Below are 23,343 nucleotides of genomic sequence, written 5' to 3' on the forward strand. Positions count from 1 at the left end.
TGCGGCGCGGGGCGGGCCTTGCACACACTCGGCCGCCTCGACAGACCACAACAGGAGACAAGCACGTGAGCGCCACACTCGGATGGATCGGCCTCGGCCGCATGGGCGAAGCCATGGTGAAGAAACTGCTGCAGGCCGGGCACACCGTGCAGGTGTGGAACCGCACCCGCAGCAAGGCCGAGCCGCTGGCCGAATACGGCGCGACCGTGGTGAACAGCAAGCTCGACCTCGCGGGCTGCGACACCGTTTTCACCATGGTGTCCACCACCGACGACCTGAAGGAAGTGCTGTTCGGCGACGGCGGCGTGCTCACCGGGGCCACCCGGCCCAAGACCGTGATCGACAGCTCGTCGATCTCGCAGGAAGGCTCGGCCGAGATCCGCGCGCGGCTCGAGGCCATGGGCGTGAACTACCTGTGTGCGCCCGTGTCGGGCAACGCCAAGGTGGCCAAGGCCGGCAAGCTGCTGCTGGTGGCCTCCGGCCCCAAGGCCCTGTACGACGCCAACGAGCCCTACCTCGCCGCGATGTCGCGCAAGGCCATGTGGGTGGGCGAGGGCGAGCTGGCCCGGGTCTGGAAGATCGCGCACAACACCATGTTCGGCGTGATCATCCAGAGCCTGTGCGAGATCACCGTGCTGGCCGAGAAGGCCGGCATCCCGCGCCACGTGTTCCTCGAGAGCATCAACGACTCGGTGCTGGGCAGCATGTACACGCGCTACAAGACGCCGGTGCTGACCAACCTGACGTTCGAGCAGGTGACCTTCACGCCCAAGCTGCTGCTCAAGGACATGGACCTGGGTCTGGGCGCGGGCAAGGCGCACGGCGTGCCCATGCCCTCGGCCGCGGCCACGCGCGAGAGCATCGCGCGCATGGTGGGCCGGGGCCACGACGACGTGGACTTCGCGATCCTGCTGCAGGAGACCGCGGCCGACGCGGGCCTGACGATCGCGCCGCTCAACGTGCCGGTCGGCGACGGCCTGAGCAGCTGAGGCGGGGCCGGTCATGGCAGCGCGTGCACAGCGCACCCTGATCCGCGGCGCCAGCATCGTCACCATGGACGCGCAGGGCGACCTGCCCGTGGGCGACCTGCTGGTGGCCGGCGACACCATCGAGGCCATCGCGCCGCGGCTGGCGGTGGACGACGCGCAGGTCGTCGACGCCAGCGGCTGCATCCTGGTGCCGGGCTTCATCAACGCCCACATGCACACCTGGCAGACCGCGCTGCGCGGCCTGGCCGCCAACTGGACCCTGCTGCAGTACTTCAAGAACATGCACGCGGGCCTGGCCACGGTGTTCGCGCCCGAAGACCTGCACATCGCCACGCTGGTGGGCGCGCTCAACCAGCTCAACTGCGGCACCACCACGCTGGTGGACTGGTGCCACAACAACCCCACGCCCGCGCACAACGACGCGGCGGTGGACGCGTTGCTGCAATCGGGCATTCGCGCGGCCTTCTTCCACGGCACGCCCAAGCCCGATCCCAAGCCGGGCCAGACGCCGTTCTGGGAGGTGCCGCACCCGCGCGCCGAGGTCGAGCGGCTGCTCAAGGCCCACCAGGGCCGGCCGCTGCTGCAGGTCCACGCCGCGGTGCTGGGCCCGCACTACAGCACGCTCGACGTGGCGGTGCACGACTTCCGCATGGCCAAGGAGCTCGGGCTGATCGCCTCGCTGCACCAGGGCGGCGGGCCGGCGCGCACGCCCGACGGCTGGGAGCGTCTGGAGGCCCTGGGCCTGCTGGGCGAGCAGATCAACATCGTGCACGGCCACGCGCTCACCGACGAGCAGCTCCAGCGCTTCTGCGACCTGGGCATGAGCTTCTCGGCCGCGGCCGAGAGCGAGATGTCGCAGGGCCATGGCCACCCGCTCACCGGGCGGCTGCGCGGCTTCGGGCGCGCGCCCTCGCTGGGCGTGGACCTGGAGAGCGTGATGAGCGGCGACATGATCAGCCAGGCCCGCATCGCGCTGGGCATCCAGCGCAGCCTGGACAACGTGGCGCACCGCGCGGCGCACGGCACCATCCCCGACACGTCCACCATCACCACGCGCGAGGCCCTGGCCTGGATCACGGTGGAGGGCGCGCGCATGCTGCGCCAGCTCGACCGCCTCGGCACCCTGGCCCCGGGCAAGCAGGCCGACCTGGTGCTGATCCGCGCCGACGACCTCAACATGCAGCCGGTGCACGACCCCGTGAGCGCGGTGGTGTTCCAGGCCACGCTGGCCAACATCGACAGCGTCATGGTGGCCGGCGAATGGCGCAAGCGCGAAGGCCGCCTGCTGGGCGTGGACCTGCCGCCGCTGCTGGCCGCGCTGCGCGCCTCCGGACAAAAAATCACGCAGGCCATGGGTTTGACTTGACCCACCCCCGCCGCGCTGCGCGCGACCCCCTCAAGGGGGCGGCACCTGCGGCCCGGCAAAGCCGGTTCCCCGGTGCCACTGGATTGCGCCGCTGGTGGCGCAGTCGGGTGGCCTGTTTCAACCATCAGGAGACAAGCAGATGAAGAAAACGTGGAACAGGATCTGGTTGCTCGCCGCCATCGGCGCGCTGGCGGCCGGTTCGGCCTGGGCGCAGAGCGGCAACAAGCCCATCACCTTCCTGGTGCCCTTCACCGCGGGCAGCGGCACCGACATCGTGGCGCGGCTGGTGGCCGAGACGATGCAGCGCAACATGGGCCAGACCATCGTGGTGGAGAACCGCCCCGGCGCGGGCGGCAGCATCGCCTCGGCCCAGGTGGCGCGCGCCGAGGCCGACGGCCACCTGGTGCTGATCCCCTCGTCCAGCCACGCGGTCAACCCGGCCGTGTACCCCAGCCTGCCCTACGACACGCTGCGCGACCTCACGGGCGTGACCGCGCTGGCGGCGCTGCCCAACGTGATGGTCACGTCCGCCGGCAAGGGCTACAAGAGCGTGGCCGACGCGGTGGCCGCGGCCAAGGCCAAACCGGGCCAGCTCAACTACGCCTCGGCCGGCGTGGGCAGCGCCACCCACCTCAACGCCGAGAAGTTCCGGCTGCAGGCCGGCATCGAAGCCACGCACGTGCCCTACCGCGGCACCCCCGAGGCCCTGGCCGACGTGATGGGCGAGCGCGTGGACTGGTTCTTCTCGCCGCTGTCCTCGGCGCTGCCGCTGATCCGCGACGGCAAGGTGGTGCCGCTGGCCGTGAGCACGGCCACGCGCCACGCCGCCTTGCCCAACGTGCCCACCACGGTCGAGGCCGGCGTGCCGGGCTCGGACTTCGTGTTCTGGGTCGGCATGGTGGTGAGCGCGAAGACGCCGCCGGCCATCGTCGAGCGGCTGCACGCCGAAGCCACCAAGGCCCTGGCCGACCCCGCCGTGGTCGAGCGCCTGGGCCGCCAGGGGGCCGTGCCCTATCCCATGGGCACGGCCGAATTCAACCAGTTCATCCGCACCGAGATGGACGCCGCCGCCCGCATCGCGCGCGCGGCCAACCTCAAACCGCAATGAGCCAAAGCATCCACGTCATCGGCGTCGGCAAGATGGGCCTGCCCATGGCCCGCCACCTGCTCGCCGCAGGCCACGCCGTGTCGGTCGAAGACCCCTCGGCCGAGCGCCTGGCGCTGGCCTGCGAGGCCGGCCTCACCGTGGCCGACCGTCTCGCGCAGGCCGCGGTGGTGGTTTCGTCGCTGCCGCACGATGGCGCGCTGCTTGCCGTGGCCGAGCGCGTGGCCGCGCACGCGGCCCGCGGCGCCGCCTGGATCGACACCAGCACCGTCTCGCCCGCGGCCTCGGCGCGCGCGGCCGAGGCCTGCGAGCGCGCCGGCGTGATGCACCTGCGCTGCACCGTCTCGGGCAACAACCACATGGCTGAAGCGGCCCAGCTCACGGTGATGGCCTCGGGCCCGCGCGCCTTGCACGAGCGGCTGCTGCCGCTGCTGCGCTGCTGGGGCCCGAACCACTTCTGGCTCGGCGAGGCCGAGCAGGCCCGGCTCATGAAGCTGGTGGTCAACCTCATGATCGCGCAGACCAGCGCCATGCTGGCCGAGGCGCTCACGCTGGGCCAGAAGGGCGGCCTCGCCTGGCAGGACCTGTGGCAGGTGATCGGCGCCAGCGCCGTGGCCTCGCCCATCGTGAAGGCCAAGAGCGTGCAGCTTTCGCAGAACGACTACACGCCCACCTTCACCGTGGGCCAGATGAACAAGGACATCGACCTCATCCTCGCCGAGGGCGCGCGGCTGCAGGTACCGCTCACGCAGACCGCGGCCACGCGCCAGCTCATGGCCTCGGCGCAGGCGCAGGGCGACGCCGAACTCGATTACGCGGCCATCATCCGCGTGCTGCAGCGGGCCTCGGGCCTGGCGGTGTGAAGCCGCGGGAGAATCGGACCATGCGTTCCTTCGTCTACCAGGGTCTTCCGTCGCGCGTGGTGTTCGGCGCCGGCGCGCTCGCGCAACTGCCGCAGGCCATCGCGGCCATGGGCGCGCAGCGCGCGCTGGTGCTGTGCACGCCCGAGCAGCGCGCCAGCGCCGAGCGCGTGGCGCAACTGCTCGGCGAGCGCGCCGCGGGCATCTTCGACCGCGCCGTCATGCACGTGCCGATCGAGACCGCGCGCGAGGCGCGCGAGGTGGCGCGCCAGCTCGGCGCCGACTGCGCCGTGGCCATCGGCGGCGGCTCCACCACCGGCCTGGGCAAGGCCATCGCGCTGGACTCGGGCCTGCCCATCCTGGCCATTCCCACCACCTACGCGGGCTCCGAGATGACGCCGATCTACGGCATCACCGAGGCCGGCCTCAAGAAGACCGGCAAGGACCTGAAGGTGCTGCCGCAAAGCGTGCTCTACGACCCCGAGCTCACGCTCACGCTGCCCGTGGGCCTGAGCGTGACCAGCGGGCTCAACGCCATCGCGCACGCGGCCGAGGGCCTGTACTCGGCCGAGGGCAACCCGGTGATCGACCTGATGGCCGAAGAGGGCATCGCCGCCATCGGCCGCGCGCTGCCCGGCATCCGCGCCAACCCGGCCGACCTCGAGGCGCGCGGCGACGCGCTGTACGGCGCCTGGCTGTGCGGCATCGTGCTGGGCTCGGTGGGCATGGCGCTGCACCACAAGCTCTGCCACACGCTGGGCGGCAGCTTCAACCTGCCGCACGCCGAAACCCACACCGTGGTGCTGCCGCACGCGCTGGCCTACAACGCGGCCGCCGCGCCGCGGGCCATGGCACGCATCGCGCGCGCGCTCGGGCGCGGGGCCGACGAGGCGCCGCAGGCGGTGTACGACCTGGCGCGCGACAACGGCGCGCCGGTGGCGCTGCGCGACATCGGCATGAAAGCCGAAGACCTCGACCGGGCCTGCTCGATCGCGATGCAGAACCAGTACCCGAACCCGCGCCCGCTGGAGGCCGGCCCGCTGCGCGCGCTGCTGCAGGCCGCGTGGGAAGGCGCGCGGCCGGCCTGAGGCGCGCGCCTCAGCCCGTGGTGTCGTCTTCGGCGGCTGCGCCGTCGTCGGCCGGCAGCCGGCGCGCCAGCACCTTGTCGATGGTGCGGCCGTCCATGTCCACGATCTCCAGCCGCCAGCCCTCCCACACCGCGTGGTCGCCTTCGCGCGGCAGCCGGCCGGTGAGCAGCATGAGCATGCCGCTGAGCGTGTGGTAGCGGCCGCGTTCTTCGTCGGGCACGCGGTCGAGCGCGAGCCGGTCCTTGAGCTCGGGCACGGGGATGTGGCCGTCGAGCAGCCAGGAGCCGTCCTCGCGTTGCATGGCCCATGAGGTCTCGGGGTCGCGCGGCTGGAATTCGCCGGTGATGGCCTCGATCAGGTCCTGCAGCGTGACGATGCCCTGCACCTCGCCGTACTCGTCGATCACGAAGGCCATCTGCACGTCCGAGAGGCGGAAGTTGTCGAGCAGCTCCATGCCCGTGATGGTCTCGGGCACGTACAGCGGCGGCTGCAGCGGCTGCTGGTCGAGCGCGCGGTTCTCGCCGCGCAGGGCCTGCGTGAGCCACAGGCGCGCGTTGAGCACGCCCTGCAGTTCGCCCAGGTCGCCCTTGACCACGGGGAAGCGCGAATGGCGGCTGCTTTCCACACGGGCCATGTTCACCTCGAAGGACTCTTCGAGATCGAGCACCACCACGTCGCTGCGCGGCACCATGAGCGAGCCGATCTGGCGGTCGTCCAGGCGGAACACGTTGCGCACCATGGCGTGTTCGTGCGATTCGATCACGCCCGCGCTCGTGCCCTCGGCGAGCATGGCGTGGATCTCTTCCTCGGTCACGGCGGCGGCGCTGTTCTCCTTCACGCCCAGCAGGCGCAGCAGCGCGCGCGTGGACACCGACAGCAGCAGCACGAAGGGCTTGGTGGCCTTGGCCAGCCAGTCGATCGGACGCGCCACCAGGCGCGCGAAGGTTTCGGGGTGGGTCTGGCCCAGGCGCTTGGGCACCAGCTCGCCCACCACGATGGAGAAGTAGGTGATGACCACCACCACCAGCGCGGTGGCGCCGATCTGGCTCGCCTGCACCGGCGCGCCCAGCGATTGCAGCCACAGCGCCAGCGGCCCGGCAAGCGCGGCCTCGCCGACGATGCCGTTGAGCACGCCGATCGAGGTGATGCCGATCTGGATGGTGGAGAGGAAGCGGTTCGGGTCTTCGCCGAGCTTGAGGGCCGCGGCGGCCGCACCGTCGCCCTCGTCGATGAGCTTTTGCAGGCGCGCCTTGCGCGCGGTCACGAGCGCCAATTCGGACATGGCGAAGACGCCATTGAGAAGAATCAGCGCGATCAGTAAGGCAATTTCCATGGTGGGGGAGGGTGGTGGAGAAATCAGAGGGGCGCGAGCACGCCGGTGGCGAGCAACAGCAGCACCAGGGCGCCCAGCGCGATGCGGTACAGCACGAAGGGCCGGTAGCCGCGCGTGGACACGAGCTTCAAGAACCAGACGATGACGGCGTAGCCGACGCCGAAGGCGATCAGCGTGGCCAGGGCCGTGGGCCCGGCGGCGATGGGCGTGGTCGTGCCGGCGCTGCGCGCCAGCTGGTACAGGCCCGAGGCCGCCACCGCCGGCAACGCCAGCAGGAACGAATAGCGCGCCGCCGCCTCGCGCGTGTAGCCCATGAGCAGGCCCGCGGTGATGGTGCCGCCCGAGCGCGACACGCCGGGGATCAGCGCCATGGCCTGCGCGAAGCCGAACACCAGGCCGTGCCCCCAGCCGAGCTCGCGCAGTGTGCGCGTCTGCGGGGCGCGGCGGTCGGCCCAGCCCAGCAGCAGGCCGAACACGATGAGCATCGTGGCGGTGATCGCGAGGTGGCGCAGCGAGGTCTCGATGGCGTCCTTGAACAGCAGCCCCAGCGCCGCGATGGGCAGCGTGCCCACCAGGATCAGCCAGCCCATGCGCGCATCTGGGTCGCGGCGCAGCGCGGGCTGCGTGATCGAGCCCCACCAGCGCACCAGGATGCGCGCGATGTCGTGGCGGAAGTACACCAGCACCGCGGCCTCGGTGCCGAGCTGGGTGATGGCGGTGAAGGCCGCGCCGGGGTCGGTGCCCGAAGGCAGCAGCGGGCCGAGGATGCGCAGGTGCGCGCTGGAGGACACCGGCAGGAACTCGGTGAGTCCCTGGACGATGCCCAGGATCGCGGCTTCGAGCCACGGCAACCAGGTGTCCATGAAGGGAAAGGGCAAGGGGCACGGCCGCGCGGGCCGGTGCCGGGCCGCCAGCGGCGCCCGGTGGGGCGCTGCGGGGCTGGCGGGGCGGGGGTGAAGCGCTTCAGGCGCGCCGCGGCGGGCGGAACGGTGCTTCGGGCACCGGCGCCGGCAGCACGCCGGCGTGCCACTGCGGCTGCAGCGGCGTGAGCACGTGCGCGAACGCCAGGGTGGCGGGGCGCTGGAGCGTGTCGGGCAGGTCGGGGAGCTCGTCGGCGAGCGCGTGCTCCAGGTCGGCCAGGCCCTTGGTGCTCGGGGCCGACACGCCGTGCGCGGGCGCGGCCAGCGAGGCCACGGCGGGCGTGTCGACGGGGTGGGAGGGGATGGCGAAGCCGATCACGCCCCAGAGGAAGTGAACGGCAAACAGCGCGATGAGCCAGCGGCGCATAAGGACCGCATTCTACGGAAGCCGCCCGGCCGGGGCCTGGCCCGGGGGCATCAGGTGGCGTGCACCGCCGGGGCCGCGGCGCCGCTGGCCGGCGGCGCGAGCACGTGGCGGGCCATGGCCTGCGCGAGCTCGGCCTCGCCCAGGAACACCGTGTCCACGCCCTCGGCCATCAGGCGCTCGGCCTCGTCTTCGTTGTGCGAGCGCACCACGATGCGGATCTCGGGGTTGAGCGTGCGCGCGGTCTCGATCATCTGGTGCAGCGAGAGCGTGTCCTGCGTGGCAACCACCAGCATGCGCGCGTTCGCGATGTGCGCCTGGATCAGCACCTCGGGCTCGCCCGCATTGCCCCAGACCGCGGCCATGCCGCGCGCTCGCAGGCCTTCCACGATGTCGCGGTTCTGGTCGGCCACCACGAAGGGCTGGCCCACGGCGCGCAGCGCATCGGCGATGCGCCGGCCCACGCGGCCGTAACCCACCAGCACCACCTGGCGCGAGAGGTACTTGGCCTCGGTGCTGCGCGGCAGCTCGGCCAGCGGGTCGTCGCGCGCCTCGAGCCGGCGCACCAGCAGCGAGTGCGCGCGCAGCAGCTCGCGCAGCGGCCCGATGGCCTTGAACAGCAGCGGGTTGAGCGCGATGGAGATGAGCGCGCCCGCGAGCACCAGGCTGTGGCCTTCGTCGGGCATGAGGCCGAGCTGCGCCCCCAGGCCCACGAGGATGAACGAGAACTCGCCGATCTGCGCCAGGCTGGCCGACACCGTGAGCGCGGTGTTGAGCGGGTAGCGCAGCGCCAGCACCAGCGCCGCGGCCGCGAGCGACTTGCCCACGATGATGATGGCCACCACGCCCAGCACGTGCACCGGCTCGTTCACCAGCACGTAGGGGTCGAACAGCATGCCTACCGAGACGAAGAACAGCACCGCGAAAGCGTCGCGCAGCGGCAGCGATTCCTGCGCCGCGCGGTGGCTGAACTCGGACTCGCGCAGCACCATGCCCGCGAAGAAGGCGCCGAGCGCGAAGGACACGCCGAACAGCTCGGCCGAGGCGAAGGCGATGCCCACGGCCGCCGCCACCACGCACAGCGTGAACAGCTCGCGCGAGCCGGTGTGCGTGACCTGCCACAGCACCCAGGGGAAGAACTTGCGGCCGATCAGCAGCATCACGGCCACGAAGCCGCCCACGCGCAGCAGCGTGAGGCCCAGCGTGCTCCAGACCGATTCGGCGCCCGCACCGTTGTCGGGCGCCACGCCGCCCAGGAAGCCCGCGAGCGGGGGCAGCAGCACCAGCACCAGCACCATGGCCAGGTCTTCGACCACCAGCCAGCCCACCGCGATGCGCCCCGTCATCGAGCCCAGGATGCCCAGGCTTTCGAGTGCGCGCAGCAGCACCACCGTGCTCGCCACCGAGAGCGATATGCCCAGCACCACCGCGGGGCCGAGGTCCCAGCCCCACCACAGCGCCATGCCCATGCCCATGAGCGTGGCCACCAGCATCTGCACCACCGCGCCGGGCAGCGCGATCTTGCGCACCGAGAGCAGGTCGTCGAGCGAGAAATGCAGGCCCACGCCGAACATCAGCAGCATCACGCCGATCTCGGCGAGCTCCGCCGCGATGCCGGCATCGGCCACGAAGCCCGGCGTGTGTGGGCCGATGATCACGCCCGCGAGCAGGTAACCCACGAGCGCGGGCAGCCGCACCTTGGTGCAGAGAAAGCCCAGGACCAGCGCGAGGCCGAGACCGGCGGCGATCGTGTTGATGAGCGTGAGGTGGCCGTGCATGCGGTCAGTGTCGCGCAAAAGTCATGCCGGCTGGGGGCCGTGGGCCTTGAAGACCTCCAGAAAACGTTTGAGGCGCGCGGGCTGGAAGCGCGCGTACGGGTACACCAGGTGCACCGGCAGCGGCGTGGCGGCCCAGCCCGGGGCCAGGTGCAGCAGCCGGCCGTCGCGCAGTTCCTCGCTCACCATCCAGGCCGAGACCACAGCCGCGCCCAGGCCTTCGAGCGCGGCGCTGCGCAGCGCGTAGAGGCTGTCGGTGCTCAGGCGCGGGCGGATGGCGATGGTCTGCGCCGCGCCGCCGCCCACGGGGCTGAGCACCACGTCGTCGCGGTAGAAGGTTTGCAGCGCGAGCCAGGGCAGGGCGCGCAGCGCCTCGGGCGTGCGCGGTACGGGCCGGCCACCGAGCAGGGCGGGCGAGCCGATCACGATGCGCGGCAGCTCGTAGAGCGGCAGCGCCACCAGCTTGGGGTCGCTGATCTCGCCGACCTGCACCGCGCAGTCGATGCCCTCGGCCACGAAATCGGGGTGGCGGTCGCTGAGCAGCCATTCCACGCGCACGCCGGGGTGGGCGCGCAGGTAGCGTGCCAGCGGCGCCACGAGCTGCGTTTGCCCGAGCGCGTGCGGCACCAGCACCTTGAGCGTGCCGCTGGCCGCGCTGCGCGGGCCGCGCAGCGATTCCTGCAGCGCCTCCCATTCGTCGATCAGCGCGCGCGCCATGGCCAGGCAGCGCTCGCCATCGGGCGTGAGCGTGACCGCATGGGTGCTTCGGTGCAGCAGCCGCACACCGAAGTGGCGCTCGAGCGCCTGCAGCCGGCGGCTCACCGTGGGCTGGGTGGTGTCCAGGCGTTGCGCCGCGGCCGACAGGCTGCCGCTTTCCACGATGCGCACGAAGGTTTGCAGCAGTTCGAGCCGGTCGCCGGCGAGAGGGCTTTCTTTCATGCGTCGAGCGTATGACGATTGTTCGTGCCGCAGTCTATCCGCGCCTGGCGCCCAGGGGAACAATCGCGCCCATCGTTCAAAACTGCTTTCTCATCCCATGTCTTCCATTCCTGTCACGCATGCCATCGAAGCGTCCCCCGGGCCCGCGGCCGCGCCCTCGCTCGCGCTCACCCTGTTGCTGGCCACCGGCGCCGGCGTCAGCGTGGCCTCGCTCTACTACAGCCAGCCCATGCTGCCCGCCATGGCCAGCGGCCTGCACGCGGGCGAGGGCGCGATCGGCGCCGTGCCCATGCTGACGCAGCTCGGCTACGCGCTGGGCATCCTGCTGCTCGCGCCGCTCGGCGACCGCCACGACCGCCGGCAGGTGATGCTGGTGAAGGCCGTGCTGCTGGCCCTGAGCCTGCTCGCGAGCGCGCTGGCGCCCGGCATCGGCTGGCTGCTCGCGGCCAGCCTGTGCGTGGGCCTCACGGCCACGCTCGCGCAGGACTTCGTGCCCGCGGCCGTCTCGCTCGCGCCGCCCGAGCACCGCGGCAAGGCCGTGGGCACGGTGATGACGGGGCTGCTGCTGGGCATCCTGCTCTCGCGCGTGGTGGCTGGCGCGGTGTCGGCGGCCGCGGGCTGGCGCACGCTGTTCTTCGTGTCGGCCGCGGCCTTGCTGCTGCTGGCGCTCGCGGTGCGTGCCCGGGTGCCGGCCTTCGCGCCCACCACGCGGCTGGGCTACCGCGCGCTGCTCGGCTCGATGGTGGGCCTGTGGCGCGCCCACCCCGTGCTGCGCCGGGCGACCGTCGCGCAAGGCCTGCTGGCGTTGGGATTCAGCGCCTTCTGGTCGACGCTGGCGGTGATGCTGCACCACCAGTTCGGTCTGGGCAGCGGCGTGGCCGGCGCCTTCGGCCTCGCGGGGGCCGCGGGCGCGCTGGCCGCCCCCATCGCGGGCCGGCTCTCGGACCGCCGCGGTCCGCGGCGGGTGGCCATCCTGGGCGCTGCCATCGCAGCCCTGGCCTATGCGGCCATGGCCGGCATGGCGCTGCTGCCGGTGGCCGGGCAGCTCGCGCTGCTGGTGGTGGCGGCGATCGGCTTCGACTTTGGCGTGCAGGCCGCGCTGATCGCGCACCAGAGCACCATCTACGGCCTCGACCCGGCCGCGCGCAGCCGCCTCAATGCGCTGCTGTTCACGGGCATGTTCATCGGCATGTCCGGCGGCGCGCTGATCGGCACGCTGGCGCTCGCGCACTGGGGCTGGCTGTCGATCGCCGCCATCGGCGCGCTGAGTTCGGCGGCGGCGGCGGTGTGGCGCTGGCGGGGGTGACGGACTTGGCAAAGCCCCCGATGGCCTGTCACAGGCGGGTGCGCCAGTAGCCGGGCTTGCGCCGAAATGGCGCGATGGCGAGGATCACCAGGCGGTAGCCCACCATGCGGTAGACCACCGAGTGGGGAAAGTCTTTCGGGAACACGCGCCGGGTTCCATGGCGGTAGGGGCTGCCCACCCCCGGCATGGCCACGGCGATGCGCGCCGCGGCCTCCACCTGCGCCAGGAAACGCTCACCCAGACCGGGTGACTGCTGCTCGTAATACGCGACCTGCTCCTGAAGCTCGCGCAGGGCTTCGGGGTGAAAGACCGCCAGGGTCATGCGCCGAGCGAGCGGCGCACGCGGGCAAAGCCTTCTTCGATCGGCACCAGTGCCACGCTGCCTTGCTCGACATCGGCGATGCGGCGCTTGAGCTCGATGTCCCAGCTGGCCTCCACATCGGCCACGTGCGGATCGAGGCTGGCCAGCAAGGCTTCGGCCAGTTGGGCCCGCTCTTCGGGCGCAAGCGACTGGGCGCGTGCGGTCAGTTCAGCGAGCAGGTCATGGGGCATGGCGGGCTCCGGTGGGGCTGGCCAGTTTAGCAGTGCAGGCCTGGGCGGGCACCCCGCTTGCCGGTGGGCGCGGTCCGATCGACGGACGCCTTCTGTCCACTCCACGAGGAGCCCGCCCATGACCCACCTTCGCAAAGACGCCGACGCCTGTTCCCTGCTCGATGCCGACCACCGCGCGGTCAAGAAGCTGTTCAAGGCCTACGAGTCGCTCGTCGGCTCGCGCGCGCGCGACGCGGCCGGCCAGCGCCTGGACCTGGCGCGCCAGATCTGTCAGGAACTCACCGTGCATACGGCCATCGAGGAGGAGATCTTCTACCCCGCGCTGCGCGAAGCGCTCAAGGACACCGCCCCCCTGGCCGAGGCCGAGGTAGAGCACGACAGCGTCAAGGAACTGATCGCGCAGCTCGAGACGCTCGACCAGGCCGACGAGGCCTTCGATGCGCGCGTGAAAGTGCTGGGTGAGTACGTGGACCACCACGTGAAGGAAGAGCGCAACCAGATCTTTCCGGCCGCGCGCGCCGCGCGCCGGCTCGACCTGCTGGCCCTGCGCGACGAACTGCAGGCGCGCAAGGATCAACTCATGGGCGTGACCGCGGACTGAGCCCGCGCGCGCCCGCACACCGCGCTCCGTTCAGCGCGCTCAATACACCGCGAAGCGCCCGGTCCACTTGCGCTCGTAGTCCATGCGCGCGAAGTGCTCGGCCATGAAGTCGATGAAGGCGCGCACCTTGGCGCTCAGGTGCTTGCGGCTCGGGTAGGCGAGGTTGATGGTGAGGTGCGGCAGGTCCCAGTCTTCGAGCACCGGCACCAGGCGGCCGGCCACGATGTCGTCGTAGACGATGTAGCTCGGCTGGATCAGGATGCCCATGCCGTCGAGCGCGGCGGCGCGCACGATCTGGCCGTCGTTGGTTTCGAGCAGGCCCTTGATCTGCACCGTCTGCTGGCGGCCGCTGTCCACGTGCGTGAAGCGCAGCTCGTTGGGCGTGTTGGCGTGCAGATACACCAGCAGCTTGTGGCGCTGCAGGTCGTCGAGCCCCTTGGGAAAGCCGTGTTTGGCGAGGTAACCCGGTGAGGCCGCGAGGATGCGCCGCGTCTGGCCGAGCCGGCGGATGGTGATGTTGCTGTCGGGCTCGTACTCGCGCGTGCGGATCGCCACGTCGATGTTGTTGTCGATGATGTCGAGGTAGCGGTTGGCCGCCTCCACGTGCACGCTCACGTTGGGGTAGCGCTCGGTGAAGCCGCGCAGCAGCGGCGCGATGTGGTGCATCGCAAAGCTCAGCGAGGCCGTCACGCGCAGCACGCCCGTGGGGTTGAGCGCGGCGGCGTTCACATCGGACTCGGCGTCGCGCAGGTCGCCCAGGATGTTGCGCGCGCGCTGGAAGAACTCCTGGCCGGTGTCGGTGAGGTAGAGGCGGCGCGTGTTGCGCTCCACCAGGCGCGCGCCCAGGCGCTCTTCGAGCGCGGCCAGGTGGCGGCTCGCGCTCGCGTTGCTCAGGTTCAGCGCTTCGGCGGCGCGCGACAGGCTGCCGGTTTCGGCCACCTGCACGAACAGTTCGATCTCGGTCCAGCGGTCCATCGCTTTCGAGTGTGTCTCCGGGTTGTCCCTGGTTTTCTTGCGCGCGGCGGAAAAGTCTTTTCGTTCCGCGGCATTGGTTTTCCATTTCGTGCCGCCTACATTCTGCCGCCACGGTGGCCTCACGGCACGCCCCACGGAGACAAGACGGTGCGCAACCTCAACCAGGACAACATCACCCAGGCGGTCATCGCCCGCCTGGCCGCCACGCCCGACCCGCGCCTGAAGCAGGTGCTGACCAGTCTGGTGCAGCACCTGCACGCCTTTGCGCGCGAGGTGAAACTGACCGAGGCCGAGTGGGCCTACGGCATCGACTTCCTGACCCGCGTGGGCCACACCTGCACCGACCAGCGCCAGGAGTTCATCCTGCTGTCGGACACGCTGGGCCTGTCCATGCTCACGGTGGCGCTCAACAACCAGAAGCCCGAAGGCTGCACCGAGGCCACGGTGTTCGGCCCCTTCCACGTGGAAGGCGCGCCCGAGGTGCCGCACGGCGCCGACGTGGCCAATGGCGCGCCCGGCAAGCCCTGCGAGGTCAGCGGCCACGTGCGCGGACCGCGCGGCGAGGCCGTGGCCGGCGCGGTGATCGATGTCTGGCAGGCCGATGCCGATGGCCTGTACGACGTGCAGCGCGAAGGCCTGGAACAGCCCCAGGGCCGCGCCGTGCTGCGCAGTGGCGCCGACGGCGGCTTTCACTTCAAGACCGTGGTGGCCGAGCCTTACCCCATTCCCACCGACGGCCCGGTGGGCGAGATGCTCACCGCGACCAAGCGCCACCCCTGGCGCCCCGCGCACCTGCACTTCCGCATCCAGGCCCCGGGCTACCAGACCCTGGTCACGCACGTGTTCCGCAACGGCGATCCCTACCTCGATTCCGACGCCGTCTTCGGCGTGCGCAGCTCGCTGCTGGCCGACTGGGTGGAACAGCCCGACGGCCGCATCACCCTCGATTTCGATTTCGTTCTCGCCCCTCAATAACACCCTCCACCGGAGACAAGACCATGACGATGAAGAAGCGGACTTTCGTGGCCACCGCCCTGGCGGCCGCGCTCATGAGCGCCGGCCTGGGCACCGCCCAGGCGCAACAGACCTTCAAGCTCACCATCGCGTCCAGCCACCCCACCTCGCTGCCCTGGGTGGGCCTCATGAGCACGCTGTTCGTGCCCGAGGTGAACAAGCGCGTGGAGGCCCTGGGCAAGGGCTACAAGATCGAGTGGAAGGAGTCGTACGGCGGCCAGCTCTACAAGATGAACGCCACCCTGGCCAGCGTGGGCTCGGGCATCGCCGACATCGGCTGGGTGTTCGCCAACCTCGAAGCGGCCAAGATGCCGCTGACCCAGTTCGCCACCGTCACGCCCTTCGCCACCGGCGACATCCGCATGCTGCTGCAGGTGGCCAACGAGATGAACGAGAAGGTGCCCGCGCTCAAGGCCGAATGGGACAAGAACAATGTGGTGTTCCTGGGCGCCAGCGGCGTGGACACCTACCACCTGTTCACCAAGATGCCCATCAACACCTACGCCGACCTCGCGGGCAAGAAGATCTCGGCCCCGGGCGCGGTGGGCGTGTGGCTGCGCGGCTCGGGCGCGGTGCCGGTCGACGGCTCGCTCACCAGCTACTACACCGACATCCAGACCGGTGTGAGCGAGGGCACGATCTCGATCGCCACCGGCATCCTGCCCAACAAGATCTACGAGGTCGCGCCCTACGTGACCACGGCCGACATCGGCGCGCTCTACAACGGTGGCATGGCCATCAACAAGGACAGCATGGCCGCGCTGCCCCCGGACGTGCAGAAGATCATCAAGGACGTGGGCCTGGAGTACTCGCGCGTGCTCGGCGACACGCTGGCGCAGCGCTACGAGGCCGCGCTCAAGGCCATCGGCGAGCAGGGCGCCAAGCAGGCGGTGCCGGTGAAGATCGCGCCCATGGCCCCTGGCGAGCGCGAGAAGTGGGCCCGTTCCATGCCCAACATCGCGGCCGACTGGGTCAAGGCCAACGCCTCGCGCGGCCCGGCGGCGCAGATCATCAAGACCTACATGGACGAGCTGCGCAAGCGCGGCGCCAAGCCCGTGCGCGACTGGGACAAAGACCTGTGATCGGCCGTTCATGAGCTACGAAGCCAACACCGACCTCGAGGAGGCCCCGGTCTCCTCGGCCCCTTCCAGTCCGTTCGGCCATCTCATCGATGGCCTGAACGGCCTGGGCTCCATCGTGATCGCGCTCGTGATGGTGCTGATGTGCGCCGACGTGTTCATGCGCAATGCGTTCAATCAGCCCATCGACGGCGTGGCCGAACTCGTGGCCGCATCCATCATCGTGATCGTGTTCCTGCAGCTGCCCGCCACGCTGCGCCACGGCCGCATGAGCCGCGCCGACCTGTTCATCGACCCCTTCGTGGCCAAGCGCCCGCGCGCCGGCATGCGCCTGCGTGCGCTGTTCTCGCTCGGCGGCATCTTCGCCTGCGGCGTGATCGCCTACGCCACCTGGCCGCTGTTCCAGCGCGCCTGGGCCAACAACGAGTTCTTCGGCATCGAAGGCGTGTTCACCTTCCCGACCTGGCCCATGCGCATCGTGGTGTTCGTGGGCGCGGCCCTGGCCGCGCTGCAGTACGCGCTGCTGGCCTGGCAGGACTGGCGCGACGCCGGCCGCGCACAAGGAGCAGGCCATGAGTGATCTGCTGCTGGGCTTCATCGCCATCGGGGGCATGCTGGCCCTCATCGTCCTGGGCATGCACATCGGCGTGGCGCTCATCGTCACCTCGTTCGCCACCGTGTGGCTGATGCGCTCGCCCGAGATCGCCGCGCGCTTCGTGGGCGCGGCGGCCAACGACGCCATCCGCGACTACCTGTTCGGCGTGGTGCCGCTGTTCGTGCTCATGGGCATGTTCGTGAGCGTGAGCGGGGTGGGGCGCGACACCTTCGACGTGTTCCAGTGGCTGTTGCGCAAGCTGCGCGGCGGCCTGGGCCTGGCCACCGTGGGCGCGAACGCGGTGTTCGCGGCCATCACCGGCATCTCGATCGCCTCGGCCTCGGTGTTCACCAAGGTCGCGGTGCCCGAGATGATGCGCCACGGCTACACGTCGCGCTTCTCGGTCGGCGTGGTGGCGGGCTCGTCCATCCTGGGCATGCTGATTCCGCCCTCGCTGCTGATGATCATCTACGGCGTGATCGCCGAAGAATCGATCGGCCGCCTGTTCCTGGCGGGCGTGCTGCCGGGCCTGCTGCTGGCGCTGCTGTTCTGCGCGCTCATCCTGGGCATGGCCTACTTCCGGCCCGCCAGCATGTACACCGCCGGCCTGCCCGCTTCGGCGCAGGAGCAGGACACCGAGACCTGGGCCAGCGCGGCGGTCAAGTTCTTCCCCATCCTGCTGCTCGTGGTGCTGGTGCTGGGCGGCCTCTACAGCGGCCTGTTCACGCCCACCGAGGCCGGCGCCGTGGGCGCGGCCGGCGCCTTCGTGATCGCGCTCGCGCGCCGCCGCCTCACCTGGCGCAAGCTCTGGAACGTGCTCACCGAAACCGGTTATGTGTCGGTGTCGGTGCTGTTCCTGATCGTGGCGGCCTCGCTGTACAGCCGCATGCTCGCGCTCACCGGCATGCCCGCGGCCATCACCACCGGCATCACCGACATGGGCCTGGGCCCCTGGGGCTTCCTGGTGGCCTACCTGCTGATCGTGATCGCGCTGGGCTGCATCATCGACTCGGTCTCGATCATGCTGATCATGCTGCCCATCGTGCTGCCCATCGCGGCCAGCTTCGGCATGGACAAGATCTGGTTCGGCGTGCTCACCGTGGTGGCGGTCGAGATCGGTCTGCTCACGCCGCCGTTCGGGGTCTCGGTCTACACCGTCAAGAGCGCGCTCAACAACCCCAACATCACCATCAAGGACATCTTCGCCGGCGCCTTCCCCTTCGTGCTCGTGATGGTGTTGTCGCTGGTCATCCTCGCCATCTTCCCGGGCCTGTCCACCTGGCTCGCCCGCATGTGAGTCGCTTTCCATGATCTACGTCTTCCACCTCCTGGACAAACCCAACGGGCTCGAACTGCGCCAGCGCATCCGCCCCGAGCACAAGGCCTACCTGGCCGCCGTGGCCGACCGCATGGCCTTTGCGGGGCCGCTGCTCGCCGACGACGGCGTGACCATGGTCGGCAGCGTGCTGGCGATCGACTTCGACAGCCGCGAGGCCGCGCTGCGCTGGCAGGCCGACGAGCCCTTCACCAAGGCCGGCCTGTACGCCAGCGTGGCGGTGCATGCGTTCCAGAACCTGTGGCCGCAGAAGGTGGGCTTCCCGCCCCAGGCCTGAGCACCCATGGCCCTCGTCAAGCACATCGTCATGTGGAACATCCTCGGGGCCAGCCCCGAGGAAAAGCTGCGCAACACCGAGCGCCTCAAGGCCGCCTTCGAAGGCCTGCGCGGCCGCATCCCGGGCCTGCGCACGCTGGAGATCGGCGTCGACTTCAGCCGCGTCGACTACGCCTGCGACGTGGTGCTGTACTCCGAGTTCGACAGCGCCCAGGCGCTCACCGATTACGCTTCGCACCCCGAACATTTGCGCGTGCGGCAGGAACTCGAAGGCCTGCGCATTGCGCGCCACCAGGTGGACTACACCCCGAACTGAAAGGACCTCGCCCTGTGACCCCGCTCGATACCCAAGCCCTCGACACGATCTTCACCAAGGCCCGCACGGCCAACGGCTTCATCGACAAGCCCGTGCCCGAGGCGCTGCTGCGCCAGGTGTATGAACTGGCCGCGCTGGGCCCCACGTCGATGAACTGCCAGCCCACGCGCTACGTGTTCCTCAACACGCCCGCCGCGCGCGAGCGCCTGCTGCCGGCCATGCTGCCCGGCAACCTCGACAAGACGCGCAGCGCGCCGGTCACGGTCATCGTGGCCACCGACACGAAGTTCTACGAGCACATGCCCAAGGTCTGGCACCGCGAGGGCGCCAAGGAAATGTTCGAAGGCAACGCCGGCATGGCCAGCGCCACCGCAACGCGCAACGGCACGCTCGGCGGCGCCTACTTCATCATCGCGGCGCGCGCGCTCGGCCTCGACTGCGGCCCCATGAGCGGCTTCGACATCGCCAAGGTCGACGCCGAGTTCTTCCCCGACGGCCGCTACAAGACCAACTTCCTCATCAACCTCGGTTACGGCGACGACAAGCTGCTGTTCAACCGCAACCCGCGCCTGGGCTTCGACGAAGCCTGCCAGGTGCTCTGAGCGGCCCCACGCTCAGCCGGCATGGCCGGACGCCGCTCGCCGGATCACCGAGGCCATGTGCTTCACGGTGGGCGAGCGGTTCACCCCCTTCTTCCACAACAGGCCGGGCGTGCGGATCGGCGAGGGGTCTTCCAGCGGGATCAGCCGCAGGTCGGGCGAGGGCGTGAACGCGCTCTCGGCAATGATGCCCGCGAGGTCGGTCTGGCGGATCAGCTCGATCATGGGCGCGATCGAGTTGAGCTCGGCCACCACCAGCGGCTGCGCGCCCGCCGCCTCGAAGCATTCGTCCAGCAGGCCGCGCGTGCTGAACTGCCGGGGCAGCAGCACCACGCGGCGCTGGTGCAGCTCCACCATGCGCACGCGCCGCCGCCGCGCCAGCGGGTGCGAAGCGGCCACGCACAGGCGCAGTTCCTCGTTGTAGAGCGGCTCGAACCAGAGCTCGGGCCGGTCGGCCGGGCGGTAGGACACGCCGAGGTCGAGGTGGCCGCTGGACAGGCGCCGTGCGATCTGCTCGGCCGACAGCTCTTCGACCGCCACCTTCACGTTCGGGTGGTAGGCCAGGAAGGCCGACACGCACAGCGGCACCAGCCGTGTGTTGAAGCTGTGCGTGGCCGCGATGCACAGCTCGCCCGCGAGCGCATCGCCCGGCTGGGTCAGCGCCTGCAGGCCGCGGTCGATCTGTTGCAGCGCGGGCACGAAATGGCTGCGCAGCAGCTCACCGGCCTCGGTCAGCGCCACCTTGCGGTTCGTGCGGTCGAACAGCACCTGGCCCAGCTCTTCCTCGAGCTGGCGGATCTGGTGCGACAGCGTCGACTGCGTCACATGCAGCCGCTCGGCCGCGCGCGTGAAATTGAGCGTGTCGGCCAGCGTTTCGAAGTAACGAAGGTGGCGCAGTTCCATGGGGGAAACCCTTGAAAGACGATCGATGCCATCGATCATAGCCGTCGAAATTCATCACTTCCATCGCAGTCGCCGGGTGCCTAGACTGCGGGCGGATTTCCCCTCAGGCGCACCAGAACAAACGCATTGGAGACACGCATGGCCCAGCTCGAAGCCGAAGACATCACCCAGGCCGTCATCGATCGCATGGCCGACTGCCAGGACCCGCGCTTCAAGCAGGTCATGACCGCGCTCGTGAAGCACGCGCACGCCTTCATCCGCGAGGTGCAGCTGAGCGAGGAAGAGTGGATCAACGCCATCCTGTTCCTCACCGAGACCGGCAAGATGTGCGACGACAAGCGCCAGGAGTTCATCCTGCTGTCGGACACGTTGGGCATCTCCATGCTCGTGGTGGCGCTCAACCAGCTCAAGGCCGCACGCGCCTTCCAGCAGGGCGGCGGCGGCGCCGAACAGCCCACCGAGGCCACGGTGCAGGGCCCGTTTTACTGGGAAGGCGCGCCCGCGCTGCCGCTGGGCGCCGACATCGGCGAGAACATGCCCGGCGAACCCGCCTACTACCAAGGCCGTGTCACCGACACCGAGGGCCGGCCCATCGCGAATTGCTGCCTCGACGTGTGGTCGGGCGACGGCGAGGGCGTGTACGACATGCAGATGGGCGACGACGCCGGCATGCGCCTGCGCGCGCGCTTCCACACCGACGAGGACGGCCGCTACCGCTTCTGGTCGATCAAGCCCAGCTTCTACCCCGTGCCCGACGACGGCCCGGTGGGTGGCATGCTGCGGCGCATGGGCCGCCACCCGAACCGGCCCGGCCACATCCACATGAAGGTGTATGCGCCCGGCCACCAGAGCGTGACCACGCACCTGTTCGTGGCCGACAGCCCCTACCTCGATTCCGATGCCGTGTTCGGCGTGCGCAACAGCCTGATCGTGCCCTTCACCACGCACCCGCCGGGCACCGCGCCCGACGGCCGCGCCATGGACCGCCCGTACCACAGCGCCACGTACGACTTCCGCCTCGTGCCCGCGCGCTGAGCGCGCCGCACCCGTTCCCCGCTTTCACTGGAGACCGTCTTGAAGATCGGCAAGGCCACCGTGCCGCAATCGGCCATCTGCGCCCACAACCCCGAGGCCATCGTCGTGCGCGGCGAGGACCTGTGCAACGGGCTCATCGGCCAGATCGGCTTCGGCGACTACTTCTTCCTGCTGCTCACCGGCCGCCGGCCCGATGCGCCCGCGAGCGCCGTGCTCAACGCCACGCTGGTGGCCATCGCCGAGCACGGTCTGGTGCCCAGCGTGCAGGCCGCGCGCATGACCCTGGCCGCGGCACCCGACGCGCTGCAGGGCGCGGTGGCCGCGGGCATCCTGGGCTGCGGCTCGGTGATCCTGGGCGCTTCCGAAACCGCGGGCCGGCTGTTCGACGAGATCGATCGCGCCGCGCCGCAGCACGGCGGTGACCTGCGGGCCGCGGCGCGCGCCGTGGTGGCCGACTGGCGTTCGCGCGGCCAGGCCGTGCCGGGCTATGGCCACCCCGTGCACAAGGACCGCGACCCGCGCGTGGCCGCGCTGTTCCGCGAATCGCAGCGCGCCGGCGGCGGCCAGCGCTTCGTGCAGATCGCCGAAGCCGTGGAGGCGGTGCTGCCCGAGGTGATCGGCAAGCCGCTCAAGCTCAACGTGTCGGCCGCGATTCCCGCGGTGCTGCTGGGCGTGGGCTTTCCGCTGCGCGCGCTCAAGGGCGTGCCCATGCTCGCGCGCTGCGCGGGCCTGATCGCCCACATGGCCGAAGAGCTCGAACAACCCATCGGATTCGCGCTGTCCTACCAGGCCACGCGCGAAGAGCGCTACACCGGCGTGGTGCCCGAGGGCTTCGTGCCGGTGCAGAAGATCGATTGAGGAGGACACGGCCATGATCCCCGTACTCAAAGGCCTGCGCGTGGTCGAGCACGGCACCTTCATCACCGGCCCCGCGGCCGCCATGGTGCTGGCCGACATGGGCGCCGAGGTGGTGAAGGTGGAACTCCCCGGCACGGGCGATCCGTTCCGCGCCTTCAAGGGCGGGCTCTACAGCCCGCACTACCAGACCTACAACCGCAACAAGCACAGCGTGGCGCTGGACACGCGCAAGCCCGAAGACCGCGCCACCTTCGACCGCCTCATCGAGGGCGCGGACGTCTACATCCAGAACTTCCGTCCGGGCTTTGCCGAGCAGATCCACGCCGGCGAGGCGCGGCTGCGCGAGATGAACCCGCGCCTGATCTACTGCGCCATCAGCGGCTTCGGGCCCGACGGCCCGTCGGCCAGCCGCCCGAGCTACGACACCGTGGCCCAGGCCGCCAGCGGCTTCCTGCGCCTGCTCGTGAACCCCGAGAACCCGCGCGTGGTGGGCCCGGCCATCGCCGACGCCATGACCGGCTACTACGCGGCCTTCGGCATCCTGGGCGCGCTGCACGCGCGCCACGCCAGCGGCGAAGGCCGGCGCGTGGACGTGTCCATGTTCGAGGCCATGACCCACTTCAACCTCGACGCCTTCACCCACCTGTTCTCGGTGGGCGAGGTCATGGGCCCCTACAGCCGGCCCAGCGTGTCGCAGAGCTACGTGCTCGAATGCGCCTGCGGCGGCTGGATCGCGCTGCACATGTCCTCGCCCGAGAAGTTCTGGCAGGGCCTGGCGCTGGCCATGGACAAGCCCGACATCTTCGAGGACGAGCGCTTCTGCGACCGCTTCGCGCGCATCACCCACCAGGACGCGCTGATCGGCGTGCTGCGCGACATCTTCAAGCGACGCCCGCGCAGCGAATGGTGCGAACGCCTGCTCGCGCAGGACGTGCCGCATGCGCCCATGTACCGCACCGACGAGGTGCCCGACGACCCGCAGGCCCGGCACCTGCAGCTCTTCGTGGACATGCAGCACCCCACCATGGGCCCCTCGCGCACGGTGCGCTCGCCCATCAGCTTCGACGGCCAGCGCAACCTGCAGGTGACGCCGCCGCCCACGCTGGGCGAGCACAACGCGCTGTACGCGCAAGGCTGGCCCCAAGCCGCACGCTGACCC

Annotated in this window: 26 protein-coding genes; 17 read left to right on the forward strand and 9 right to left on the reverse strand. The window is 70.4% G+C overall.

Going from position 1 to position 23,343, the window contains the following annotated elements; translation table 11 throughout:
- Positions 1-65 precede the first annotated feature (65 nt).
- The 5 genes from G9Q37_RS04825 (at position 66) to G9Q37_RS04845 (ending at position 5,408) form a co-directional block, all read left to right on the forward strand.
- Positions 66-989: an NAD(P)-dependent oxidoreductase gene (locus G9Q37_RS04825; RefSeq protein ID WP_166225339.1), complete on the forward strand. Its 924-nt coding sequence runs from the start codon at positions 66-68 to the stop codon at positions 987-989.
- A 13-nt stretch (positions 990-1,002) separates the two neighbouring features.
- Positions 1,003-2,355, forward strand: a complete 1,353-nt coding sequence (locus G9Q37_RS04830) for an amidohydrolase family protein (protein ID WP_166225342.1) — start codon at positions 1,003-1,005, stop codon at positions 2,353-2,355.
- A gap of 139 nt (positions 2,356-2,494) precedes the next feature.
- On the forward strand, positions 2,495-3,463 hold the full coding sequence (locus tag G9Q37_RS04835) for a tripartite tricarboxylate transporter substrate binding protein (protein ID WP_166225345.1): 969 nt from the start codon (positions 2,495-2,497) through the stop codon (positions 3,461-3,463).
- Positions 3,460-4,323, forward strand: a complete 864-nt coding sequence (locus G9Q37_RS04840; RefSeq protein ID WP_166225348.1) for an NAD(P)-dependent oxidoreductase — start codon at positions 3,460-3,462, stop codon at positions 4,321-4,323. The genes G9Q37_RS04835 and G9Q37_RS04840 overlap by 4 nt, the downstream gene beginning before the upstream one ends.
- A 20-nt stretch (positions 4,324-4,343) precedes the next feature.
- The gene (locus G9Q37_RS04845; RefSeq protein ID WP_166225351.1) at positions 4,344-5,408 is read left to right on the forward strand and encodes a maleylacetate reductase; all 1,065 of its coding nucleotides are present in this window, start codon (positions 4,344-4,346) and stop codon (positions 5,406-5,408) included.
- Between the two features lie 10 nt (positions 5,409-5,418).
- Here the strand turns inward: G9Q37_RS04845 and G9Q37_RS04850 are convergent, their stop codons facing one another.
- The 5 genes from G9Q37_RS04850 to G9Q37_RS04870 form a co-directional block, all read right to left on the reverse strand.
- On the reverse strand, positions 5,419-6,741 hold the full coding sequence (locus G9Q37_RS04850) for a hemolysin family protein (RefSeq protein ID WP_166225354.1): 1,323 nt from the start codon (positions 6,739-6,741) through the stop codon (positions 5,419-5,421).
- A 23-nt stretch (positions 6,742-6,764) separates the two neighbouring features.
- Positions 6,765-7,604 (reverse strand): undecaprenyl-diphosphate phosphatase, encoded by an 840-nt coding sequence (locus G9Q37_RS04855; RefSeq protein WP_240936519.1) that lies wholly within the window; start codon positions 7,602-7,604, stop codon positions 6,765-6,767.
- Between the two features lie 100 nt (positions 7,605-7,704).
- Positions 7,705-8,028 (reverse strand): hypothetical protein, encoded by a 324-nt coding sequence (locus G9Q37_RS04860; RefSeq protein WP_166225357.1) that lies wholly within the window; start codon positions 8,026-8,028, stop codon positions 7,705-7,707.
- Positions 8,029-8,078: 50 nt separating this feature from the next.
- Positions 8,079-9,803 (reverse strand): cation:proton antiporter domain-containing protein, encoded by a 1,725-nt coding sequence (locus G9Q37_RS04865; RefSeq protein ID WP_166225360.1) that lies wholly within the window; start codon positions 9,801-9,803, stop codon positions 8,079-8,081.
- A gap of 21 nt (positions 9,804-9,824) precedes the next feature.
- A complete protein-coding gene (locus G9Q37_RS04870) occupies positions 9,825-10,739 on the reverse strand; it encodes a LysR family transcriptional regulator (protein ID WP_166225363.1) in 915 nt (304 codons plus the stop codon).
- A 97-nt stretch (positions 10,740-10,836) separates the two neighbouring features.
- On the opposite strand from G9Q37_RS04870, the gene G9Q37_RS04875 reads away from it, so the two are divergent.
- The gene (locus G9Q37_RS04875) at positions 10,837-12,045 is read left to right on the forward strand and encodes an MFS transporter (RefSeq protein WP_166225366.1); all 1,209 of its coding nucleotides are present in this window, start codon (positions 10,837-10,839) and stop codon (positions 12,043-12,045) included.
- A 28-nt stretch (positions 12,046-12,073) separates the two neighbouring features.
- Here the strand turns inward: G9Q37_RS04875 and G9Q37_RS04880 are convergent, their stop codons facing one another.
- Positions 12,074-12,367 carry a type II toxin-antitoxin system RelE/ParE family toxin gene (locus G9Q37_RS04880; protein ID WP_166225369.1) on the reverse strand — a complete coding sequence of 98 codons (294 nt, stop codon included), beginning with the start codon at positions 12,365-12,367 and terminating at the stop codon, positions 12,074-12,076.
- Positions 12,364-12,597, reverse strand: coding sequence for an addiction module protein (locus tag G9Q37_RS04885; protein ID WP_166225372.1), 234 nt, complete (start codon positions 12,595-12,597; stop codon positions 12,364-12,366). The genes G9Q37_RS04880 and G9Q37_RS04885 overlap by 4 nt, the downstream gene beginning before the upstream one ends.
- Before the next feature lie 118 nt (positions 12,598-12,715).
- On the opposite strand from G9Q37_RS04885, the gene G9Q37_RS04890 reads away from it, so the two are divergent.
- Positions 12,716-13,198 (forward strand): hemerythrin domain-containing protein, encoded by a 483-nt coding sequence (locus G9Q37_RS04890; RefSeq protein ID WP_166225375.1) that lies wholly within the window; start codon positions 12,716-12,718, stop codon positions 13,196-13,198.
- Between the two features lie 39 nt (positions 13,199-13,237).
- Here G9Q37_RS04890 and G9Q37_RS04895 read toward each other — a convergent pair whose 3' ends face one another.
- Complete coding sequence (locus tag G9Q37_RS04895; RefSeq protein WP_166225378.1) at positions 13,238-14,173, reverse strand: LysR family transcriptional regulator; 936 nt, start codon at positions 14,171-14,173, stop codon at positions 13,238-13,240.
- A 147-nt stretch (positions 14,174-14,320) separates the two neighbouring features.
- Between G9Q37_RS04895 and G9Q37_RS04900 the strand changes: the two genes are divergently transcribed.
- The 7 genes from G9Q37_RS04900 to G9Q37_RS04930 are packed head-to-tail and all read left to right on the forward strand — an operon-like array spanning position 14,321 to position 19,391.
- Entirely contained in the window at positions 14,321-15,148 is an 828-nt protein-coding gene (locus G9Q37_RS04900) for an intradiol ring-cleavage dioxygenase (protein WP_166225381.1), read from the forward strand.
- 23 nt (positions 15,149-15,171) lie between these two features.
- On the forward strand, positions 15,172-16,269 hold the full coding sequence (locus G9Q37_RS04905; RefSeq protein WP_240936520.1) for a C4-dicarboxylate TRAP transporter substrate-binding protein: 1,098 nt from the start codon (positions 15,172-15,174) through the stop codon (positions 16,267-16,269).
- A 10-nt stretch (positions 16,270-16,279) separates the two neighbouring features.
- Complete coding sequence (locus G9Q37_RS04910; RefSeq protein WP_166225384.1) at positions 16,280-16,846, forward strand: TRAP transporter small permease subunit; 567 nt, start codon at positions 16,280-16,282, stop codon at positions 16,844-16,846.
- Complete coding sequence (locus G9Q37_RS04915) at positions 16,839-18,158, forward strand: TRAP transporter large permease (RefSeq protein WP_166225387.1); 1,320 nt, start codon at positions 16,839-16,841, stop codon at positions 18,156-18,158. The genes G9Q37_RS04910 and G9Q37_RS04915 overlap by 8 nt, the downstream gene beginning before the upstream one ends.
- A gap of 10 nt (positions 18,159-18,168) precedes the next feature.
- The gene (locus G9Q37_RS04920; protein WP_166225390.1) at positions 18,169-18,474 is read left to right on the forward strand and encodes a YciI family protein; all 306 of its coding nucleotides are present in this window, start codon (positions 18,169-18,171) and stop codon (positions 18,472-18,474) included.
- A 6-nt stretch (positions 18,475-18,480) separates the two neighbouring features.
- Positions 18,481-18,789 (forward strand): Dabb family protein, encoded by a 309-nt coding sequence (locus G9Q37_RS04925; RefSeq protein ID WP_166225393.1) that lies wholly within the window; start codon positions 18,481-18,483, stop codon positions 18,787-18,789.
- Between the two features lie 14 nt (positions 18,790-18,803).
- On the forward strand, positions 18,804-19,391 hold the full coding sequence (locus G9Q37_RS04930) for a malonic semialdehyde reductase (protein ID WP_166225396.1): 588 nt from the start codon (positions 18,804-18,806) through the stop codon (positions 19,389-19,391).
- Between the two features lie 12 nt (positions 19,392-19,403).
- Here the strand turns inward: G9Q37_RS04930 and G9Q37_RS04935 are convergent, their stop codons facing one another.
- Complete coding sequence (locus tag G9Q37_RS04935) at positions 19,404-20,291, reverse strand: LysR substrate-binding domain-containing protein (RefSeq protein WP_166225398.1); 888 nt, start codon at positions 20,289-20,291, stop codon at positions 19,404-19,406.
- Positions 20,292-20,429: 138 nt separating this feature from the next.
- Between G9Q37_RS04935 and G9Q37_RS04940 the strand changes: the two genes are divergently transcribed.
- From G9Q37_RS04940 to G9Q37_RS04950, 3 genes are read left to right on the forward strand one after another with little or no spacing between them, the layout of a single operon-like run.
- Positions 20,430-21,326 (forward strand): dioxygenase family protein, encoded by an 897-nt coding sequence (locus G9Q37_RS04940; RefSeq protein ID WP_166225400.1) that lies wholly within the window; start codon positions 20,430-20,432, stop codon positions 21,324-21,326.
- A gap of 39 nt (positions 21,327-21,365) precedes the next feature.
- The gene (locus G9Q37_RS04945) at positions 21,366-22,184 is read left to right on the forward strand and encodes a citryl-CoA lyase (RefSeq protein WP_166225401.1); all 819 of its coding nucleotides are present in this window, start codon (positions 21,366-21,368) and stop codon (positions 22,182-22,184) included.
- Positions 22,185-22,197: 13 nt separating this feature from the next.
- Positions 22,198-23,340 carry a CaiB/BaiF CoA transferase family protein gene (locus tag G9Q37_RS04950; protein ID WP_166225403.1) on the forward strand — a complete coding sequence of 381 codons (1,143 nt, stop codon included), beginning with the start codon at positions 22,198-22,200 and terminating at the stop codon, positions 23,338-23,340.
- The last annotated feature ends 3 nt before the right edge of the window (positions 23,341-23,343 follow it).

The organism is Hydrogenophaga crocea (genome assembly GCF_011388215.1).
GTDB lineage: Bacteria > Pseudomonadota > Gammaproteobacteria > Burkholderiales > Burkholderiaceae_C > Hydrogenophaga > Hydrogenophaga crocea.

Excerpts from the sequence above, each read along its gene's own strand:
- G9Q37_RS04910 (WP_166225384.1), top strand. The coding sequence starts at position 16,280 with ATGAGCTACGAAGCCAACACCGACCTCGAGGAGGCCCCGGTCTCCTCG.
- G9Q37_RS04895 (WP_166225378.1), bottom strand. The coding sequence starts at position 14,173 with ATGGACCGCTGGACCGAGATCGAACTGTTCGTGCAGGTGGCCGAAACC.
- G9Q37_RS04865 (WP_166225360.1), bottom strand. The coding sequence starts at position 9,803 with ATGCACGGCCACCTCACGCTCATCAACACGATCGCCGCCGGTCTCGGC.
- G9Q37_RS04855 (WP_240936519.1), bottom strand. The coding sequence starts at position 7,604 with ATGGACACCTGGTTGCCGTGGCTCGAAGCCGCGATCCTGGGCATCGTC.
- G9Q37_RS04880 (WP_166225369.1), bottom strand. The coding sequence starts at position 12,367 with ATGACCCTGGCGGTCTTTCACCCCGAAGCCCTGCGCGAGCTTCAGGAG.
- G9Q37_RS04850 (WP_166225354.1), bottom strand. The coding sequence starts at position 6,741 with ATGGAAATTGCCTTACTGATCGCGCTGATTCTTCTCAATGGCGTCTTC.
- G9Q37_RS04940 (WP_166225400.1), top strand. The coding sequence starts at position 20,430 with ATGGCCCAGCTCGAAGCCGAAGACATCACCCAGGCCGTCATCGATCGC.
- G9Q37_RS04920 (WP_166225390.1), top strand. The coding sequence starts at position 18,169 with ATGATCTACGTCTTCCACCTCCTGGACAAACCCAACGGGCTCGAACTG.
- G9Q37_RS04830 (WP_166225342.1), top strand. The coding sequence starts at position 1,003 with ATGGCAGCGCGTGCACAGCGCACCCTGATCCGCGGCGCCAGCATCGTC.
- G9Q37_RS04845 (WP_166225351.1), top strand. The coding sequence starts at position 4,344 with ATGCGTTCCTTCGTCTACCAGGGTCTTCCGTCGCGCGTGGTGTTCGGC.
- G9Q37_RS04925 (WP_166225393.1), top strand. The coding sequence starts at position 18,481 with ATGGCCCTCGTCAAGCACATCGTCATGTGGAACATCCTCGGGGCCAGC.
- G9Q37_RS04835 (WP_166225345.1), top strand. The coding sequence starts at position 2,495 with ATGAAGAAAACGTGGAACAGGATCTGGTTGCTCGCCGCCATCGGCGCG.
- G9Q37_RS04905 (WP_240936520.1), top strand. The coding sequence starts at position 15,172 with ATGACGATGAAGAAGCGGACTTTCGTGGCCACCGCCCTGGCGGCCGCG.
- G9Q37_RS04935 (WP_166225398.1), bottom strand. The coding sequence starts at position 20,291 with ATGGAACTGCGCCACCTTCGTTACTTCGAAACGCTGGCCGACACGCTC.
- G9Q37_RS04840 (WP_166225348.1), top strand. The coding sequence starts at position 3,460 with ATGAGCCAAAGCATCCACGTCATCGGCGTCGGCAAGATGGGCCTGCCC.
- G9Q37_RS04950 (WP_166225403.1), top strand. The coding sequence starts at position 22,198 with ATGATCCCCGTACTCAAAGGCCTGCGCGTGGTCGAGCACGGCACCTTC.
- G9Q37_RS04890 (WP_166225375.1), top strand. The coding sequence starts at position 12,716 with ATGACCCACCTTCGCAAAGACGCCGACGCCTGTTCCCTGCTCGATGCC.
- G9Q37_RS04885 (WP_166225372.1), bottom strand. The coding sequence starts at position 12,597 with ATGCCCCATGACCTGCTCGCTGAACTGACCGCACGCGCCCAGTCGCTT.
- G9Q37_RS04870 (WP_166225363.1), bottom strand. The coding sequence starts at position 10,739 with ATGAAAGAAAGCCCTCTCGCCGGCGACCGGCTCGAACTGCTGCAAACC.
- G9Q37_RS04915 (WP_166225387.1), top strand. The coding sequence starts at position 16,839 with ATGAGTGATCTGCTGCTGGGCTTCATCGCCATCGGGGGCATGCTGGCC.
- G9Q37_RS04875 (WP_166225366.1), top strand. The coding sequence starts at position 10,837 with ATGTCTTCCATTCCTGTCACGCATGCCATCGAAGCGTCCCCCGGGCCC.
- G9Q37_RS04860 (WP_166225357.1), bottom strand. The coding sequence starts at position 8,028 with ATGCGCCGCTGGCTCATCGCGCTGTTTGCCGTTCACTTCCTCTGGGGC.